General features: G+C 64.5%; 12 protein-coding genes, 1 pseudogene and 1 riboswitch. Of the genes and pseudogenes, 5 read left to right on the forward strand and 8 right to left on the reverse strand.

The genetic code is table 11. The features are described 5' to 3' along the window. Positions 1 to 2: 2 nt before the first annotated feature. The 3 genes from PSUB009319_RS09530 to PSUB009319_RS09540 form a co-directional block, all read right to left on the reverse strand. A complete protein-coding gene (locus tag PSUB009319_RS09530; RefSeq protein WP_124381990.1) occupies positions 3 to 3104 on the reverse strand; it encodes a multidrug efflux RND transporter permease subunit in 3102 nt (1033 codons plus the stop codon). Then, positions 3101 to 6235, reverse strand: a complete 3135-nt coding sequence (locus PSUB009319_RS09535; protein WP_124381991.1) for an MdtB/MuxB family multidrug efflux RND transporter permease subunit — start codon at positions 6233 to 6235, stop codon at positions 3101 to 3103. Before PSUB009319_RS09535 ends, PSUB009319_RS09530 begins: the two co-directional genes overlap by 4 nt. A 64-nt stretch (positions 6236 to 6299) precedes the next feature. Then, a complete protein-coding gene (locus tag PSUB009319_RS09540; protein WP_124381992.1) occupies positions 6300 to 7718 on the reverse strand; it encodes an MdtA/MuxA family multidrug efflux RND transporter periplasmic adaptor subunit in 1419 nt (472 codons plus the stop codon). 253 nt (positions 7719 to 7971) lie between these two features. On the opposite strand from PSUB009319_RS09540, the gene PSUB009319_RS09545 reads away from it, so the two are divergent. The 3 genes from PSUB009319_RS09545 to PSUB009319_RS09555 all read left to right on the forward strand — a co-directional run bounded on the left by PSUB009319_RS09545 (position 7972) and on the right by PSUB009319_RS09555 (position 10531). Further along, on the forward strand, positions 7972 to 8712 hold the full coding sequence (locus PSUB009319_RS09545; RefSeq protein ID WP_124381993.1) for a response regulator: 741 nt from the start codon (positions 7972 to 7974) through the stop codon (positions 8710 to 8712). After that, positions 8696 to 9982 carry an ATP-binding protein gene (locus PSUB009319_RS09550; RefSeq protein ID WP_124381994.1) on the forward strand — a complete coding sequence of 429 codons (1287 nt, stop codon included), beginning with the start codon at positions 8696 to 8698 and terminating at the stop codon, positions 9980 to 9982. Before PSUB009319_RS09545 ends, PSUB009319_RS09550 begins: the two co-directional genes overlap by 17 nt. 108 nt (positions 9983 to 10090) lie before the next feature. Then, entirely contained in the window at positions 10091 to 10531 is a 441-nt protein-coding gene (locus tag PSUB009319_RS09555) for a DUF333 domain-containing protein (protein ID WP_124381995.1), read from the forward strand. 84 nt (positions 10532 to 10615) lie between these two features. Here the strand turns inward: PSUB009319_RS09555 and PSUB009319_RS09560 are convergent, their stop codons facing one another. After that, positions 10616 to 12271 carry a glycosyltransferase family 39 protein gene (locus tag PSUB009319_RS09560; RefSeq protein WP_124382177.1) on the reverse strand — a complete coding sequence of 552 codons (1656 nt, stop codon included), beginning with the start codon at positions 12269 to 12271 and terminating at the stop codon, positions 10616 to 10618. A 204-nt stretch (positions 12272 to 12475) separates the two neighbouring features. Between PSUB009319_RS09560 and PSUB009319_RS23220 the strand changes: the two are divergent. Both PSUB009319_RS23220 and ribB read left to right on the forward strand, forming a co-directional pair. Next, a pseudogene (locus PSUB009319_RS23220) lies at positions 12476 to 12619 on the forward strand (LysR family transcriptional regulator); the annotation flags it as partial. A gap of 204 nt (positions 12620 to 12823) precedes the next feature. Next, positions 12824 to 13003: riboswitch (FMN riboswitch) on the forward strand. A 126-nt stretch (positions 13004 to 13129) separates the two neighbouring features. Further along, positions 13130 to 13855, forward strand: coding sequence for a 3,4-dihydroxy-2-butanone-4-phosphate synthase (gene ribB / locus PSUB009319_RS09570; RefSeq protein ID WP_124381996.1), 726 nt, complete (start codon positions 13130 to 13132; stop codon positions 13853 to 13855). Between the two features lie 35 nt (positions 13856 to 13890). Here ribB and PSUB009319_RS09575 read toward each other — a convergent pair whose 3' ends face one another. The 4 genes from PSUB009319_RS09575 to PSUB009319_RS09590 form a co-directional block, all read right to left on the reverse strand. After that, on the reverse strand, positions 13891 to 14517 hold the full coding sequence (locus tag PSUB009319_RS09575; RefSeq protein ID WP_124381997.1) for a bifunctional 4-hydroxy-2-oxoglutarate aldolase/2-dehydro-3-deoxy-phosphogluconate aldolase: 627 nt from the start codon (positions 14515 to 14517) through the stop codon (positions 13891 to 13893). Between the two features lie 34 nt (positions 14518 to 14551). Beyond that, positions 14552 to 15904: a gluconate:H+ symporter gene (locus tag PSUB009319_RS09580; protein WP_124381998.1), complete on the reverse strand. Its 1353-nt coding sequence runs from the start codon at positions 15902 to 15904 to the stop codon at positions 14552 to 14554. A gap of 94 nt (positions 15905 to 15998) precedes the next feature. Then, the gene (locus PSUB009319_RS09585; protein ID WP_009240594.1) at positions 15999 to 16385 is read right to left on the reverse strand and encodes a RidA family protein; all 387 of its coding nucleotides are present in this window, start codon (positions 16383 to 16385) and stop codon (positions 15999 to 16001) included. A 41-nt stretch (positions 16386 to 16426) separates the two neighbouring features. Beyond that, on the reverse strand, positions 16427 to 17923 hold the full coding sequence (locus PSUB009319_RS09590) for a D-aminoacylase (RefSeq protein ID WP_124381999.1): 1497 nt from the start codon (positions 17921 to 17923) through the stop codon (positions 16427 to 16429). Between the last annotated feature and the right edge of the window lie 2 nt (positions 17924 to 17925).

A 17925-nucleotide genomic window follows, 5' to 3' on the forward strand; every position in this document is an offset into this window, starting at 1 on the left:
GTTCAGCTTCCTTGCGAGTCCAATGCGGGCAGCGGTGTGTCTTTTGTACGGCCGGCGCGGCGCAGGCGCAGCCGGTCCAGTGCCAGGTAGACCACCGGCGTGGTGTATAGCGTGAGGATCTGGCTGACCAGCAGACCGCCGACGATGGAGATGCCCAGCGGCGTGCGCAACTCCGCGCCATCGCCATGGCCTAGCGCCAAGGGCAGGGCGCCCAGCAGCGCAGCCATCGTCGTCATCAAGATGGGCCGGAAGCGCAGCACGCACGCGTGGAAGATGGCGTCTGCCGGGCTCATGCCCTGGCTGCGCTCCGCTTCCAGCGCGAAGTCGATCATCATGATCGCGTTCTTCTTGACGATGCCGATCAGCAGAATGACGCCGATCAGCGCGATGATCGAAAAATCCGTATCCGTGACGATCAGCGCCAGCAGTGCACCCACGCCGGCCGAGGGCAGCGTCGAGAGAATCGTGATCGGGTGCACATAGCTCTCATACAGCACGCCCAGAACGATGTAGATGGTGATCAGCGCAAACAGGATCAGCACCGGCTGGCTGGAGAGCGAATCCTGGAACGCCTTGGCGGTGCCCTGGAAACTGCCGTGCACAGAGGACGGCACGCCGATGCGGTTCATCGTGTCCTGAATGTCCTGCGTGGCACCTGACAGCGACGCCCCCGGTGCCAGATTGAACGAGATCGTGCTGGCCGCGAACTGCCCCTGGTGATTGACCGCCAGCGCGGTGTTGGTCGGCTCGTAGTGCGAGAAGGTCGACAGCGGCACCTGCGCGCCCTTCGAGGTGATCAGGTAGATGTCGCGCAGGCCTTCCGGGTTCTGCCAGTACTGCGGGGCGGCTTCCATCACCACGCGGTACTGGTTGAGCGGGTTGTAGATGGTCGACACCTGGCGCTGCCCGAAAGCGTTGTTCAGCGCGTTGTCGATATCGCTGGGGTTGATGCCGAGCGACTTCGCCTTGTCGCGGTCGATCACGAGCGAGGTCTGCAGGCCCTTGTCTTGCGTATCGGTGTTGACATCTGTGAGCGACTTGACCTGCGTGAGCGCCTGCTTGATCTTCGGATCCCACGCGCGCAGCTCGTTCAGATCGTCCGCCTGCAACGTGTATTGGTACTGCGCATTGCTGGCCCGGCCGCCCACACGAATGTCCTGCACCGATTGCAGGAACAGGCTCGCGCCCGGTTCTCGCGCCAGCTTGCCGCGCAGGCGGTTGATGACCTGGTCGGCAGACATCTTGCGCTCAGCCAGCGGTTTGAGCTGGATGAACATCTGCCCGGTATTGCGCTGGCTGCCGCCCGTGAAACCCACCACGTTCTCCACCGCCGGGTCTTGCCGGACGGTGGCGATGAAGTCGGTCAGCTTGGTGCGCATTGCCTGAAACGAGATCGACTGGTCTGCCTGGATGAAGCCGATCACGCGGCCCGTGTCCTGCTGCGGGAAAAACCCCTTGGGCACGATGATGTACAGATAGACGTTCAGGCATACCGTCGCAAACAGGATCAGCAGCGTGAGCCAGCTATGGCGTAGCGCCCACGCCAGCGAGTTGCGGTAGATGTCGAGCAGGAAGGTGAAGAAGCCTTCAGTCTTGCGGTGGAACCAGCCGTGTTCTTCATCGGCGGCGGGCCTGAGCAAGCGCGCGCACATCATTGGTGTGGTGGTGAGCGACACGACCAGCGACACCAGAATGGCCACCGACAACGTTACCGCAAACTCCCGGAACAGCCGGCCCACGATGCCGCCCATCATCAGCAGCGGGATGAACACGGCAATCAGCGAGAGGCTCATCGACACCACGGTAAAGCCGACTTCACGTGCGCCCTTGAGCGCCGCCTGCATGGGCCGCATGCCGTTCTCGATGTGGCGCGAGACGTTCTCCAGCACCACGATCGCATCGTCCACCACAAAGCCTGTGGCCACCGTCAACGCCATCAGCGAGAGGTTGTCGAGGCTGTAGCCGCACAGGTACATCACCCCGAACGTGCCGATGAGCGAGACCGGCACCGCCACGCTGGGAATGAGCGTTGCCCGCACATTGCGCAGGAACAGGAACACCACCATGATCACCAGCGCGATCGACAGCACCAGCGTGCGCTCCACATCCTTGAGCGAGGCGCGGATGGTGGGGGTGCGGTCCATCATCACATCAAGGTTGATCTGCGCGGGAATGGTATTGCGCAGGTACGGCAGGATGTCGTTGATGCGGTCAACCGTGTCGATGATGTTGGCGCCCGGCTGCCGGCTGATGATGAGCAGCACCGATGGCTTGCCGTTGGCTGAGCCGTAGTTGCGGATGTCCTGCACGCTGTCGCTGACGTCCGCCACGTCGGCCAGTCGCACCGGCGCCCCGTTGCGCCAGGCAATGATGAGCGACTGATATTCGACGGCCTTTTTGGCCTGATCGTTGGCATAGATGGTCCAGACGCGCTCGCCGGATTCCATCATGCCCTTGGGCTTGTTCGCGTTGGTGCTGGTGATGACGGCGCGCACGGTCTCCATCGAGATGCCGTACTTGTTCAGTGCCATCGGGTTCAGCTCCACCCGCACCGCGGGCAGTGACGCGCCGCCAATGTTCACCTGGCCCACGCCGTTGATCTGCGACAGCTTCTGCGCAAGGATGGTCGACGCCGCGTCATACAGCTCGCCGCGCGACTTGGTGTCGGAGGTGAGCCCCAGGATCATGATCGGCGCATCGGCCGGATTGACCTTGCGATACGTCGGGTTGCTGGGCAAGCCCGAAGGCAACAGGCTGCGCGAAGCGTTGATGGCGGCCTGCACATCGCGTGCCGCGCCATCGATGTCGCGCGACAGATCAAACTGCAGCGTGATCCGCGACGAGCCGAGCGAGCTGGACGATGTCATCTCGCTAATGCCCGCGATGCGGCCGAGCGAACGCTCCAGCGGCGTTGCCACGGTGGCCGCCATGGTTTCGGGGCTCGCGCCCGGCAGCGACGCGCTGACCGAGATGGTCGGGAAATCCACTTGCGGCAGCGGCGACACCGGCAGCAGGCGGAACGCCGCGATACCGGCCAACGCCACACCGATGGTCAGCAGCGCCGTGGCGACCGGCCGCGCGATAAAGGTGGCGGACAGGTTCATCGCGGGCCGCCGGATTGGTTGGCACCGGGGGTGCCGTGACGTCGCGCAGCGCGGCGCGCACGCCAATCACGCAGGCGTTCGCCCAGGCTGTCGAAGGCCAGGTAAATGACCGGCGTGGTGAACAGCGTCAGCACCTGGCTGACGAGCAGGCCGCCCACCATCGTGATCCCCAGCGGCTGGCGCAACTCGGAGCCCACACCTGTGCCCAGCATCAGCGGCAGAGCCCCCAGCAGTGCCGCCATCGTCGTCATCAGGATCGGGCGGAAACGCAGCAGACACGCCTGGTAGATGGCATCGCGCGGCGTCATGCCTTGCTCGCGCTCCGCTTCCAGCGCGAAGTCGATCATCATGATCGCGTTCTTCTTGACGATGCCGATCAGCAGGATGATCCCGATGATGGCGATGATGCCCATGTCCTTGCCCGACACCAGCAGCGACAGCAGCGCACCCACGCCGGCCGACGGCAGCGTCGAGAGAATCGTCACCGGGTGGATCGTGCTTTCGTACAGCACGCCCAGCACGATGTACATGGTGATGATGGCCGCCAGGATCAGCCACAGCTGGTTCGACAGCGATGCGCGGAAGGCCAGCGCTGCACCCTGGAAGCTGGTCTGCATGCTGGCCGGCAGGCCGATTTCCTGTTCGACAGCGTTGATCGTATCGACCGCCGCGCCCAGCGAAGCGCGCGGCGCCAGGTTGAACGAAATCGTGGCTGCAGGGAATTGGCCCTGATGGTTCACCACCAGCGAGCCTGGCTGTTCCACGACGGTGGCAAACGCGCCCAGCGGGATCTGCTGGCCGCTGCTCGATGCCACATGCAGGTCATAGAGCGATTGCAGCCCAAGCTGCATCTTCGGGTCGGTCTCCAGCACCACCCGGTATTGGTTCGACTGCGTGAAGATGGTCGAGATCAGGCGCTGGCCGTAGGCGCTGTACAGCACGCTGTCGACCGCCGCCATCGTGATGCCGTACACCGCCGCCTTGTCGCGGTCGACCTGTACGTAGGCGCGCAGGCCGTTGTCCTGCAAGTCGCTCGCCACGTCGCGCAGTTCGTGGGTCTGCTGCAGGCGTTCAACCAGCTTCGGCACCCATTTCGACAGGTTGTTCGGGTCCGGGTCTTCCACCGTGAACTGGTATTGCGTGCGGCTGACGCGGTCTTCAATTGTCAGATCCTGCACCGGCTGCATGTACAGCGAGATACCCGCCACCTTGGCAAGCTCCGGCTGCAGGCGCTGGATAATCTCGGTGGCGTCGGCGTCGCGCGCATCCTTCGGCTTGAGGTTGATGAGCATGCGGCCGCTGTTGAGCGTGGTGTTCACGCCATCCACGCCAATGAACGACGACAGGCTCTCCACCGCCGGGTCTTTCAGCACCACCTCGGCCAGCTTCTGCTGCCGCTCGGCCATGGCCGAGAACGAGATCGACTGCGACGCATCCGAAATGCCCTGGATCACGCCCGTGTCCTGCACCGGGAAGAATCCCTTGGGCACGGCCACATACAGCACACCCGTCAGCACCAGCGTGCCGATGGCCACCAGCAGCGTCGTCTTCTGGCGCTCGAGCACCCATTGCAGCATGCGGCCGTAGCGCGCGATGACGTTGTCGAAGAACGCGCCGGCCGCGTGATAGAAGCGCGATTGTTCAGCCTCGGGAATGTGCTTGAGCAAGCGCGCGCACATCATCGGTGTGAGCGTGAGCGACACCACGGCCGAGATCAGGATCGATACCGCCAGCGTGATCGCAAACTCGCGGAACAGCCGCCCCACCACATCGCCCATGAACAGCAGCGGAATCAGCACCGCAATCAGCGAGAACGTAAGCGAGATGATGGTGAAGCCGATCTGCTTGGCGCCCTTGAGTGCGGCTTCCATGGGCGGCTCGCCGTCTTCAATGTAGCGGGCGATGTTCTCGATCATGACGATGGCGTCGTCCACCACGAAGCCGGTGGCAATCGTGAGCGCCATCAGCGTCAGGTTGTTGATCGAAAACCCGGCCATGTACATCACGCCAAACGTGCCCACCAGCGACAACGGCACCGCCACCGCCGGAATGACCGTGGCCGGCACGTTGCGCAGGAACAGGAAGATGACCATCACCACCAGCGCCACGGCCAGCAGCAACTCGAACTGCACGTCCGACACCGATGCGCGGATGGTCGTCGTGCGGTCGGTCAGCAGCGACACCTCAACATTGCCGGGCAGCGTGTCTTTCAATTGCGGCAGCAGCGCCTTGGCGCGGTTCACCACTTCAATCACGTTGGCACCGGGCTGGCGCTGCACGTTCAGGATGATCGCGGGTGTGGTGTTGGACCAGGCAGCGAGCTTGCTGTTTTCGGCGCCGTCGACGATCTGTGCCACGTCGGTCAGGCGGATGGGCGCGCCGTTCTTGTAGGCGACGATCATCTTGCCGTACTCGGCGGCTGACTTGAGCTGGTCGTTGGCGTCAATGGTTGAGGCGCGCATCGGGCCGTCGAAGCTGCCCTTGGCGCCATTCACGTTGGCCGTGCCGATGGCGGTGCGGATGTCGTCGATCGACAGGCCCAGCGCCGCCAGCGCCGACGTGTTGGCCTGGATGCGCACGGCTGGCCGCTGGCCGCCGCTGATGCTCACCAGGCCAATGCCCGGCAGTTGCGACAGCTTTTGCGCAATGCGCGTGTCGACCAGGTCTTCCAGCTTGGGCAACGGCAGTGTGTTGGAGGTGATCGCCAGCGTGAGGATCGGCGCGTCGGCCGGGTTCACCTTGCTGTAGATCGGCGGCATCGGCAGGTCGGTCGGCAGCAGGTTGCCGGCCGCGTTGATGGCCGCCTGCACTTCCTGCTCGGCAATATCGAGCGAGAGCGACAGATCAAACTGCAGCGTGATGACCGAGGCGCCGCCGGAGCTTGCCGACGTCATCTGCTTCAGGCCCGGCATCTGGCCGAACTGCCGCTCCAGCGGCGCGGTGATGGACGACGTCATCACGTCGGGGCTTGCACCGGGGTACAGCGTCGTCACCTGGATGGTCGGGTAGTCGACCTCGGGCAGCGCAGAGAGCGGCAGCATCCGGTACGCCACCAGGCCCGAGAGCAGGATGGCGACCATCAACAGCGTGGTCGCCACGGGCCGGAGGATAAAGATTCGGGAGGGATTCATGCCAGCTCGGAACAGAAGACTTCGTCAGGCGCGTGCAAGCGGTGCACGACTCACGGCTTACGGCTTACGGCATGGCGGCCGGGGCACTCGCAGCGGGTGCCGAAGCACCGCCCTGGCCACGGCGATGACGCCCGCCTTGTTGCGCTTGGCCAGCGGCAGGTGCGCTGGCAGATGCGGCACCAGGTGCGGCACCAGGCTGGATCACCTCCACGGGCGAGCCGTCGCGCAGCTTGTCGGCACCATCGATCACCACGCGCTCGCCAGGCTGCAGACCTTGCGCCACGGATACACGCTCACCTTCGGTCACGCCCAGCTTGACCACGCGCAGCGCCACCTTGTTGTCTTCGCCCACGACGTAGACGAAGGTGCCTTGCGTGCCGCGCTGGATGGCGGCGCCTGGCACGATCACTACGTCGCGCAGCGTATCCACGCGCATGCGCACGTTCACGAACTGGTTGGGGAACAGCATGGCGTTCTGGTTCGGGAACTGCGCACGCAGCTTGACCGTGCCGGTCGTGTTGTCGATGGTGTTGTCTACCGTCATGAGCACGCCGCGCGCAAGCTGCGTGGTCTGGGCGCGGTCCCAGGCTTCCACCGGCAGCCTGTCGCCGGATTTCAGGCCAGCCTGCAGGCGCGGCATGACCTTGGGCAGGTTGTCTTCGGGGATGGAGTAAATAACGGTGATCGGATCGATCTGGGTGATCACCACGATGCCGTTGGTGTCCGACGCATGCACGATGTTGCCCGGATCCACCTGGCGCAGGCCAACCCGGCCCGCCACCGGCGCGGTGATGCGCGTATAGGAAAGCTGTACGCGCGCGTTATCGACGTTGCCCTGATCGAGCTTGACCGTGCCCTCGTATTGGCGCACCAGTGCGGCCTGCGTATCCACCTGTTGCTTGGAGATCGAATCCTGTGAGAGCAGCGTCTGATAGCGTTGCAGATCCAGCTTTGCGTTTTGCAGCAACGCCTGATCGCGCGCAAGTTGACCTTCTGCCTGGGCGAGCTGCGCCTGATAGGTGCGCGGGTCGATCTCGGCCAGCAGGTCACCGGCCTTGACGGTCTGGCCTTCCGTGAACGCCAGGCGCACGAGTTGGCCGTCCACGCGCGTCTTGACTGTCACGTTGTTGACCGGGGTGACATTGCCCAGCGCCGACAGCACCACATTGATGTCGCCCTTGGCAGCCGTACCGATCATCACCGGCATCGGCTTGTTGGCCATGGCCGCGCCGCGCCCACCGGCGCCGCCTCGGCCACCGCCTGCACCCCCGGGGCCGCTGTTGCGGTGCGACGCGTGGTAGATCGCATAGCCGATCAAGGCCAGGATCACGATCACCAACCAGATGCCCCAGCGGCGGCGCTTGCCACCCTCACGCGGAGGCGGCAGCAACGTCGAAGACACCCCTTGAGGCGTCTCTCTCCCGTCGTCTGTATGGCGACCGGCATCGAATTGGCCGGGTTTCTGGTCCTTGGGATCGGACATATTGGCGTTCCTGTTCTTAACGATGTGGGGACGAGCGCACATGATACCGAGCGCCCGTGCCGGTCAGATCGCAGCTTAAGGGCAACGTCTTTGCGCAGAATTAGTCGCGCTGTGGGTTCTATTACGTGAGATTACAAACCCGTTGCGGTGTTACCGAGAGAAACAATATGGCGAAAGTGCGCCGGATTTGTGGTGGCCACAATCGCTATCATGAGCACACCTTCCTGCGCCTACCAGACACTCCACCAGACAGATGAGCGGCACCAAGATCCTGGTCGTCGACGACGACGTCGAACTGCGCGACCTCCTGCGCGAATACCTGACCCAGCAGGGTTTTGCCGTTTCTGTGCTGCACGACGGCGATGGGCTGGGCGCCCGGCTCGAGCGCGAGCGCCCGGCGCTCGTGGTGCTCGACCTGATGATGCCCAAGGTTGACGGCCTGTCGGCCCTGCGCGACCTGCGCGCCCGCAACGACGACGTGCCCGTCATCCTGCTCACCGCCCGCAGCGACGAGATCGACCGCATCATCGGCCTGGAGATCGGCGCCGACGACTACCTCGGCAAGCCGTTCTCGCCGCGCGAGTTGCTCGCTCGCATCAACGCCGTGCTGCGTCGCCGCCTGGCGGTGCCGGCCTCCGCGCCAGAAGACCGGGACAGTTTCAGCTTCGGCCCGTTCAAGCTCAACTTCCGCATGCGCACGCTGTTTCGCGGTGACCGCGCGCTTTCCATCAGCGACACCGAATTCGCGCTGCTCAAGCTGCTGATCGCGCATGCGATGCAGGTGCTCACGCGCGAGCACATTGTCGAGCTGATGTACGGGCCGGGCAGCGGCGTGTCAGATCGCGGCATCGATGTGCAGATCTGGCGCCTGCGCCGCGTGCTGGAAGAAGACGCCCAGCGCCCGCGCTATATCCAGACCGTACGCGGCCGCGGCTATACCTTCGTGCCGGACGAGCGGGAAGAGCAGGAAGCGCGTGATGAAGTTCAAGACTAGATTCGACACGCTGTTCGGCCGTCTGGCCGTGCTGATCGTGGTGGTGCTGGTGCTGAGCCATTTCTCGTGGCTGGGTGTGTTGCGCACCGAGCGGCGCGAGCGGCAGTTCCAGGCCTCGGTAGACCAGATGGCGTTCCAACTGCAGGCGTTTCAGGCAGCGATGGATGGTCATCTGCGCGTGAAGTTGCCTGACCTCGTGACCGAAACCGATGAGCCGCCCCAGGGCGACGCGTTGTCGGCATCGGACAAGTCTGCGGAACTGGTGCGGCAGCTTGCGCACCGTTTGCCATCTGACACGCAACTGCGGCTGGAGGCGGGCCCCACGCCGCGCGTATTCGTGCGCTTTCCGCAGCGCAGCAAGTGGATCGCCATGCCGCTGGTGTGGGTGCACGCGCCGCCCACCATCTCGGCCGTGGTGCCGGGGATCATGGTGGTGCTGGCGATTGCCATTGCGTTCTCCTTGTTTGCCGCGTGGCAGATTCAGCGCCCGGTGCGCGCGTTGGCTGCTGCTGCCGGCGCACTCGCCCGGCGCCGTTACGTGGCGCCGCTCAAAGAGCGTGGCCCATACGAACTTCGCCAGTTGACCGATCAGTTCAACCATATGGCTGCCGAGCTTTCGGCCACCGATGAAGAGCGCAACACCATGCTGGCCGGCATTGCGCATGATCTGAAAACGCCGCTGTCGCGCCTGCGCCTGCGCGCCGAAATGCTGGCTGACCCGAAAGCAGGCGCCGGTATCGAGCGCGACGTCGAATCCATGTCGGCCATCGTCGAGCAGTTTCTCGCTTATGCGCAAAGCGGCGACAGCGAGGTGCGCGAGGTGTCGGTCGATCGCCATCTTCGCGGCCTGGTGCAGCCGTTTGCCGAGCAAGGCAAGCATGTCGTGCTGGATCTGCACGCCGGAGACCGCTTCCGCCTCAAGCCGACGCATCTGGAGCGCATCATCGTCAACCTGCTCGACAACGCGTTCGCATATGGCGCCGAGCCCGTCAACGTGCGCACCGCTGCGGATGAGACCGGCTACACATTGACGGTGGAGGACCATGGCGCGGGCATCCCTGCCGCTGACTTTGACCGTGTCATGCGGCCGTTTGTGCGCCTGGACCCGGCGCGTGGCGGTAACGCGCACTGCGGGCTCGGGCTGGCGATTGTCGACCGGCTGGTGCGCCACCTGGGCGGCGATCTCGCGGTAGGGCCGGTGGCTGCAGACGCGCCAGCGCCGGGTTTCCGCGTCACCATGCGGTTTCCGGTGTCGGCAGCGGCGGCGTGATCGCCCCAGAGCCTGACTGACATACGGGCAGGCGATTGCGTAAGCTATCCTAGGCGGTGCAAGCATGCTTGTTGCGTGCGCTCGCCAGAACTCCCGGGAGGAAAACGCATGAATCGCGCTGTCTGTCTCGTCAAGGACGCTGGCCAAGCCCGCAGGGCCGCCACCGTTGCCGCGTTTGCGCTGACGATGGGCTTGGCGGCTTGCTCGTCGCCGATGCCTCCGTGGCAGCCGCCGCGTACGATCATTCAGCCCGCACCCGCACCCGCACCCGCACCCGCACCCGCACCCGTTACCACGCTTCCACCTGCACCGGCCATGCAACCGATGCCGGCGCAGTCGCCGGCATACGCGCCGCCGCAGGCCGCCGGCAACGAACCCCCGCGTGCGACGCCGGGCATGGCAAATCCCGCATCGACTTACTGCCTGCAGCGTGGCGGTCAGCTTGAGTTTTCCACTCGCGCAAACGGCAGTGACGTGGGAACTTGCGTGAGCCCAGGCGGAGATGAATGTGAAGAATGGGCGTTTCTGCGCGGCAGTTGCACGTGGTAAATGCCGGCAGTTGTTACAGGTAGAAAAAAAGGGCCGCAGAATATTGCGGCCCTTTCGTTGGGGGATGCGATCAGCGCGCGATGCTTATCGGCGCGCGACCACCACCTTGTCGGCGGATTCGGCCACCAGCCGCATCGGCACGCCGGCTGTCTGCAGCTTCTGCCACGTCGTACGGCGCATGAACGCGTAGGCGGGCGGGCCGTCAGTCCAGCGTTTGATCCATTCTTCGGTGGTCGCCACCACTTTGCCGGGCTCCAGCCCTGCGCCCATTTCCAGTTCGTCAAAACCCGAGACCAACGTCATCGGGCGACCGAGGTAGTAGATGGCGGTCTGGTCCAGCCACTCAACGGAATAGAACGGCGTCTCGGCGGAAATCGGGCCGGTGGCACTCAGCGTCTTTTCGATGACACTGCGGGCGGAGAGTGCATCGCGGAAGATCTCGCTGGCATTGAGCACGCGGTCCCAGCAGAACAGGGCGGAGATCGACAGCACGATGACGGCCACTGTACGTTGGTGCCAGCGCAGGGCCACAAGCGCGGCCAGCGCGCCCGCGGCCAGCATGGCCATTACCCCGCGCAGTGCCGGCATGGCCAGGGCAACTTGTTCCGCGGGCATCTTCGCGCCGGCCTTGGCGCCGATCATCGGTACGGCAAACCATAGCCCGATCGCAATCAGCAGGTTGACGCCCAGCGACCACGCAACGGCACGCGTCGGCATCTTTTCCAGCGCCAGTGCCAGCACAATCGCCAGTGCAGGGAAGGCCGGCACGATATAGCCCGGCAACTTCGAGTTGGACACTGAAAAGAACAGGAAGATCATCCCCGCCCACGCAATCGACCAGCGCATCAGGTCAAATTGCCGCGAGCCGATGAAGAGATCGGCCACGCGACTCATGCGTCGGCCGATGGCCGCAAACAGCAGCGGCGTCCACGGCAGCAGCCCCGCCACGCCCACCGCAATGAAGTACCACCACTTGCCACTGCGATGGTGCTCGTTGGTCAGGAAGCGCTGGAAATGCTCGTGGATGAAGAAAAAGTTGAAAAATTCCGGGTTGCGCTGTTGCACGATCACGAACCACGGCACGGTGGCGATCAGGTACAGCGCCAGACCCGGCAGCCAGTGCATGCGGCGGATCAGTGCCCAGTCGCGCGTCATCAGCAGGTAGGCAACGCCGATGAGGCCCGGCACCACCAATCCGATCAGCCCCTTGGTGAGGGTGGCACCGGCCAGCGCCAGCCAGACCACGAGCATCCACGCGAGCCGCCCACCGCGCGATGCGCCTGGTCGCTGTGCCAGTGCAAAGCCGCACGCGCCTACCGTCAAAAAGAATCCCACGCCCATGTCGAGCGTGATGACCTGCCCGAACAGCAGATACAGCAGCGACGAAGCGAGAATCGCGGCACCCGTAGCCGCCGCGCGCCCACCGCGATAGACCGCCAGCGTCCACGCCGTCATCAGGATGCCGCCCAGCCCGAACAGGACGGGCCACAGACGTGCGCCCCAGGCGTTCACACCGAATGCCTGGAAGGTGGCAGCCGTTGTCCAGTACTGCAGGGGTGGCTTTTCGAAATACTTGAGATCGTTCAGGCGTGGGGTCACCCAATCGCCGGAGACCACCATCTCGCGCGGGATCTCCGCGTAGCGGCCTTCATCGGGGCGGAACAGGGTGGAGCGTTGAAACAGGTCGTCCGTCCACAGCGCAAGAAACACGGCGATGAGCGCAACGACAAGCAGCACCATCCACGGCGAGCGGTGGCGGGGGGAAACAATGCGGGATTCCATGCGGAGGGTAAACGTCGCGGCCATGGTCGGAAAGGCTAGGATTCTAGTCCATGCCGGATTAGCAGAGGGTTAGCCTGGCTGAATCGCTTCAAGCCTCGCTTATGCACCCGCAAGAGCAAGGCCAAGCTCGATACCTGCCTCAACGACCGCCTCGACCGGAACCTGCTGCGCACCTTTCTCGCCATTGCGCGTGAACGCAGCATCAGCCGCGCCGCCACGCGCCTGCACCTGCACCTGCACCTGACGCAGCCCGCCGCGAGCCAGGCGCTCAAGCGGCTTGAGGACCAACTCGCCGCCGCCTTGGTTTTTACAGTGAACCTGCGCCACCCCGAAGACACCCGCATTGCCGAGATGGAGGCGGCCCTGCGCGAATGCGTTGCCCAGATCGCCGCGCGTCGCGGCCTGACCATGCTGATCGGCCACCGCAGGCTTTGCCCGACCCGTCAGTAGGGTCGATACGTTGCAACTTGTTGCGGTAGCATGGCGGCTGCCGGCAATCCTGCCGGTTCAGTACGTCTTCAGGGCGGGGTGGAATTCCCCACCGGCGGTATGCGGGCAAGGTGTTTGCGCCCGTGAGCCCGCGAGCGCCTCGCATGCGCTGAGGGCCTGTTCACAGGCCCTGTGCGAGGGTCAGCAGATCCGGTGAGATGCCGGGGCCGACGGTCAGAGTCCGGATGGAAGAAGATGTGCGGAACAACACGCTCCCGCTGCCAGGGCGCGCCCGGGTTTTTGCCGGGCTGCGCCGCTGCATGGCCTGGGCGTGTTTGTCTGCTTGCCCTGGAACGTCTTGTCGCCAATCTTGCGAGGAGCGTTTCCATGTTGTCCACTCAGCAATCCCCTGCAATTCACCCGCCCGTATTGCCCACCGGCAATGCGATCCTTGACGCCATCGAAGCCCGCTTCGCTCCGGCCGACATGCCTGCGCGCATGGCTGCCGCGCTTGATGCGGTGCGGCTTGGCGTGCCTGTTGTCGTGCTTGACGACGCCGACCGTGAGAACGAGGCTGACCTCATCGTCGCCGCCGACAAGCTCACGCAGGCCAGCATGGCGATGATGATTCGAGAATGCAGCGGCATCGTCTGCCTGTGCCTGACGGCGCAGAAGAGCGCATCGCTCGGCCTGCGCCCGATGGTGGAAAACAACCGTAGCCAGTACGGCACGGCGTTCACCGTGTCGATCGAGGCGCGCACGGGCGTGAGCACCGGCGTGTCAGCAGCCGACCGCATCACGACGATCCGCGCGGCGATTGCGGCGGATGCCGATACGCAATCGGTCGTCAGCCCTGGGCACGTGTTTCCGTTGGTTGCGAAGGAGGGTGGGGTGCTTGCGCGGCGCGGCCACACCGAAGGCTCGGTCGACCTCGCACGCTTGGCGGGCCTGCCGCCGGCTGCGGTGCTATGCGAACTGATGCTGCCCGACGGCACCATGGCGCGCCGTGACGACGCAGTGCGCTTTGCCGATCAGCACAACCTGCCGGTGCTGACCATTGAGGACATCGTCCGGTATCGGGAGCAAATGGAGCGCGCGGTCAGCTTTAGCTGACACAAAGCCGGCCGCGCGCGAGAGGAGAAGTTGCTTTACCGCTTGAGCGCGGCAGCTTCCTTGGCAAGCGCCGTGATGCCCGCCCAGTCGCCAGCGGCGACCTTGTCCTTGGGCACCATCCACGAGCCGCCCACGCACACCACGTTAGGCAGTGCGAGGTAGTCGGGCGCGCTCTGGGGCGTGATGCCGCCCGTGGGGCAGAAGCGTACATCGCCGAACGGGCCATGGATCGACTTGAGCATCGGGATGCCGCCCGCCGCTTCGGCCGGGAAGAACTTCAGCGTGGTCAGGCCAAACTCAAGCGCCATGATCAATTCTGACGGCGTGATAATGCCCGGCAGCCAGTCGAGCCCGGCATCGGCCTGCGCCAGTGCCAGTGCGGGTGTGATGCCCGGCGACACGGCAAACACGGCGCCAGCATCTTTCGCCTGCATGAAGTGCTCCGGCAGCGTGAGCGTGCCGGCACCGACGATGGCATCTTTGCCCAGGTCTTTCACCACCGCGCGGATCACATCCAGCGCCACGGGCGTGCGCATCGTGATCTCGAACGTGCGGATACCGCCCTCGTACAGCGCGCGGCATACCTTGACGCCTTCATCGACAGATTGGAACTGCAGCACCGGGATGACCGGGCCGGCCTTGACGACGGAATCGATACCCACAACGTTCTCCTAAGTCAACTTCAACAGGACAAACTTAAACGACGGTCGACAGCGCCAGCGTGAGCAGCAGCGCCACGATCGAGATAATGGTCTCCAGCACCGTCCATGTCTTGAAGGTCTGCGGCACGGTCAGGTTGAAGTACTCCTTCACCAGCCAGAAGCCGCCGTCATTCACGTGCGACAGGATCAGCGAACCGGCGCCGGTGGCCAGCACCATCAGCTCCGGCTTGACAGCCGCGCCCGAGGCGGCAGCGATGGGAGCGACGATGCCGCAGGCGGTGGTCATGGCCACGGTGGCCGAACCCGTAGCGATACGGATCAGCACGGCAACCACCCAGCCCAGCAGCAGCGGCGACAGATGCGCATCGGTGGCGACAGCCACGATGGCCTTCGACACGCCCGAGTCACGCAGGATCTGGCCGAAGCCGCCGCCCGCGCCCACCACCAGCGTGATCGTGGCGATCGGCGCCAGGCACTCGTTGGTGAACTTGAGGATGGTTTCGCGGTTAAAGCCGCGGGCCTTGCCGAAGGTGTAGAAGCTGACGATGGCGGCAATCAGCAGCGCCATGACCGAGTTGCCGGCCAGCTTGAGGATGTCATTCGCCAGCGTCTTGGGTGCGGCGATCAGGTCAGCCCAACTGCCGATCAGCATCAGCACCACCGGCAGCAGGATCGTGAACAGCGTCACGCCAAAACCCGGCAGCTCGCGCTTCTGGTCGGCTTCAACAAATTGCGCGGCCAGCGGGTTGTTCTCGTCCGGCTTGACGTAGCGCGAAACCAGCATCGCCCACAGCGGACCGGCCAGGATGGCGGTCGGCAGGCCAACGATCAGCGCATACATGATGGTCTTGCCGATGTCCGCCTGGTAAGCCGTCACGGCCAGCAGTGCAGCCGGGTGCGGCGGGATCAGCCCGTGCACCACCGACAGCCCTGCCACCATCGGCAGGCCGACCATCAGGATCGGCGTGCCCGTGCGCTTGGCTACGTTGAAGGCAATCGGGATCAGCAGCACGAAACCGACTTCAAAGAACACCGGCAAGCCAATGATGAACGCCACCACCATCATGGCCCAGTGCGCGTTTTTCTCGCCAAAGGCACTGATGAGCGTTTTGGCGATGCGCTCGGCACCGCCGGATTCCGCCATCATCTTGCCGAGCATCGTCCCTAAGCCCACCACCAGCGCAATGTGGCCGAGCGTGCCGCCCACACCGGTTTCAAACGCCTTGACGATGTTGCCCATCGGCATGCCGACCACCACGCCCAGGGCGAGCGAGACGACGATCAGCGTGACGAACGGGTTCAGTTTCTGAACAGCAATCAGGTAAATCAGCGCGACTACCGCTAGCGCGGCGGTCAGCAATAGCGAGTTGCCTTGCATCGGGACCATCGGGTTTCCTCCTCAGGGATATTCACGGCTCTTGTTGTCGTAGGCGCCCCGTTGTGCAGGGCGCCCGTTTTGAACTGCGCTGTTGTATTGCGAGTTACGGCTTCTTGTACGCTACGCAATCGACTTCAACCTTGCAGTCGATCACCATGCTCGACACCACGCAGGCACGCGCCGGCGGGTTGGCACCGAAGTACTCCTTGAACACCTTGTTGAACGACTGGAAGTCGCGCGGATCATCCAGCCACACGCCGCAGCGCACGACGTGCTCAGGGCCGTAGCCGGCCTCGGCCAGAATGGCGAGCACGTTCTTGATGGTCTGGTGCGATTGCTCGACGATGCCGTTGCCGACCACCTCGCCGTTCACCATGGGCGTCTGGCCAGAAACAAACAGCCAGCCGTCTGCGCCGGCGGCGCGGGCAAAGGGCAGGTGCTGGCCCCCGGTGCCGGTGCCGCCTTCAACGCCAATTCGGGTAATCGTCATCGCTACGTTCCTTCTTTCAAACTTTCAAACCAAACTCAGATTCAGTGAACTTCAGCCGCGCCAAGTGTCTGGGCGCGCGGCCCGCGCTTAAGAAAGCGCCCCGCGCCGGATGTCTGTACAGCGGGCTGCACGGCGCCGCCCCGATACGACAGTTGGCCGTTGACCCACACCGCCGCAATGCCCGCCGCTGGTTGCTGTGGGTCGGTAAAGGTGGCGACATCGCGCACCGTTTCGGGGTCGAAGAGCACAAGGTCGGCCCAGTAGCCCTCGCGCACCAGGCCGCGTTCGGTCAGGCCGAAGCGTTCGGCGGACTGACCGGTCATCTTGCGAATGGCCGCCGACAGCGACAGCAGCTTGCGCTCGCGGCTGTAGTACCCGAGCACGCGCGGGAAAGCGCCCCACAGGCGCGGATGCGGTTTCGGGTCGTTCGGCAGGCCGTCAGAGCCGATGACGGTGGCGGGGTGCGTGATGATGCGATCCAGATCCTGCGCGGACATGTTGTGGTACACGGCGCCCGCCGGTTGCAGGCGGCGGGCGGCTTCCATCAGATCCGTGCCCCACGCGGCGGCAATCTCCTTGAGCGTCTGCCCCGCCATGCCCGGCTCGGGTTCCGACCACGTAATGAAGATGTCGAACTCGTCCGTCACTTGCTTCAAGTCCAGCGTGGATGAACTGGCGGTGTACGGATAGCAGTCGCAGCCAACCGGCTGATAGCGTTGTGCGTCCTCGATGGATTCCAGCACTTCGCCTGCGCGGCCCCAGTTGGCGGCGCCTGCGCACTTCAAATGCGAGATCACGATGGGCACGCGCGCATGTTTGCCGACGCGGTAGGCCTCATCCATCGCATCGAGGATCGCCGCAAACTCGGTGCGCAGGTGCGTGGTGTAGATGGCGCCGGCCTCGGCCAGCGGCTCGGCCAGGCCCATCACCTCTTCGGTGGTCGAGGCAAATGCGTTGGCATAAGCCAGCCCCGTGGACAGCCCCAGCGCGCCGTGGTCGAGCGCCTCGCGCAGTTGCGTGCGCATGCCCTCAACCTCATCGGCGGTGGCAGGGCGGTCGAGGCGGTCCAGATGGTTGTTGCGCAGCGCAGTGTGGCCGATCAGCGCGGCCACATTGACGACCGGCCGCGCACGTTCCACGGCTTGCACATACGAGGCGAAGGTCGGGTACGCAAACGCGCTGGCGGGGCCAAGCAGATTCATCGGGTCTGGCGGTTCACCCTTGAGCGTGACCGGCGATGCGCTGATCCCGCAATTGCCGACGATGACCGTGGTGATGCCCTGCGATACCTTGCACAGCATGTCGGGCGTGCGGATCACGTTGGTGTCGTCGTGCGTGTGCACGTCGATGAAGCCGGGGGCGAGCACGCGGCCAGCGCCTGCGATTTCCTCGTCGCCGAGCCACGCGGTGGAGTCCGACGTGGCGATGGCAGCGATGCGGCCGCCGGTGATGGCCACGTCGAACAGCGTGGCCTCCGGTTCGTGGCCGCTGCCGTCCACAATGCGGACCTGACGGATGACGGTGTCGTACTGCTGCATGT

The sequence above is a fragment of the Ralstonia sp. SET104 genome, assembly GCF_003851545.1.
Taxonomy (GTDB): Bacteria; Pseudomonadota; Gammaproteobacteria; order Burkholderiales; family Burkholderiaceae; genus Ralstonia.

Bases quoted from the DNA above. Each gene is read 5' to 3' on its own strand.
- PSUB009319_RS09550 (WP_124381994.1), top strand. From the start codon at position 8,696: ATGAAGTTCAAGACTAGATTCGACACGCTGTTCGGCCGTCTGGCCGTG.
- PSUB009319_RS09555 (WP_124381995.1), top strand. From the start codon at position 10,091: ATGAATCGCGCTGTCTGTCTCGTCAAGGACGCTGGCCAAGCCCGCAGG.
- PSUB009319_RS09585 (WP_009240594.1), bottom strand. From the start codon at position 16,385: ATGACGATTACCCGAATTGGCGTTGAAGGCGGCACCGGCACCGGGGGC.
- PSUB009319_RS09560 (WP_124382177.1), bottom strand. From the start codon at position 12,271: ATGGTGCTGCTTGTCGTTGCGCTCATCGCCGTGTTTCTTGCGCTGTGG.
- PSUB009319_RS09530 (WP_124381990.1), bottom strand. From the start codon at position 3,104: ATGAACCTGTCCGCCACCTTTATCGCGCGGCCGGTCGCCACGGCGCTG.
- PSUB009319_RS09590 (WP_124381999.1), bottom strand. From the start codon at position 17,923: ATGCAGCAGTACGACACCGTCATCCGTCAGGTCCGCATTGTGGACGGC.
- PSUB009319_RS09545 (WP_124381993.1), top strand. From the start codon at position 7,972: ATGAGCGGCACCAAGATCCTGGTCGTCGACGACGACGTCGAACTGCGC.
- PSUB009319_RS09535 (WP_124381991.1), bottom strand. From the start codon at position 6,235: ATGAATCCCTCCCGAATCTTTATCCTCCGGCCCGTGGCGACCACGCTG.
- ribB (WP_124381996.1), top strand. From the start codon at position 13,130: ATGTTGTCCACTCAGCAATCCCCTGCAATTCACCCGCCCGTATTGCCC.
- PSUB009319_RS09580 (WP_124381998.1), bottom strand. From the start codon at position 15,904: ATGGTCCCGATGCAAGGCAACTCGCTATTGCTGACCGCCGCGCTAGCG.
- PSUB009319_RS09540 (WP_124381992.1), bottom strand. From the start codon at position 7,718: ATGTCCGATCCCAAGGACCAGAAACCCGGCCAATTCGATGCCGGTCGC.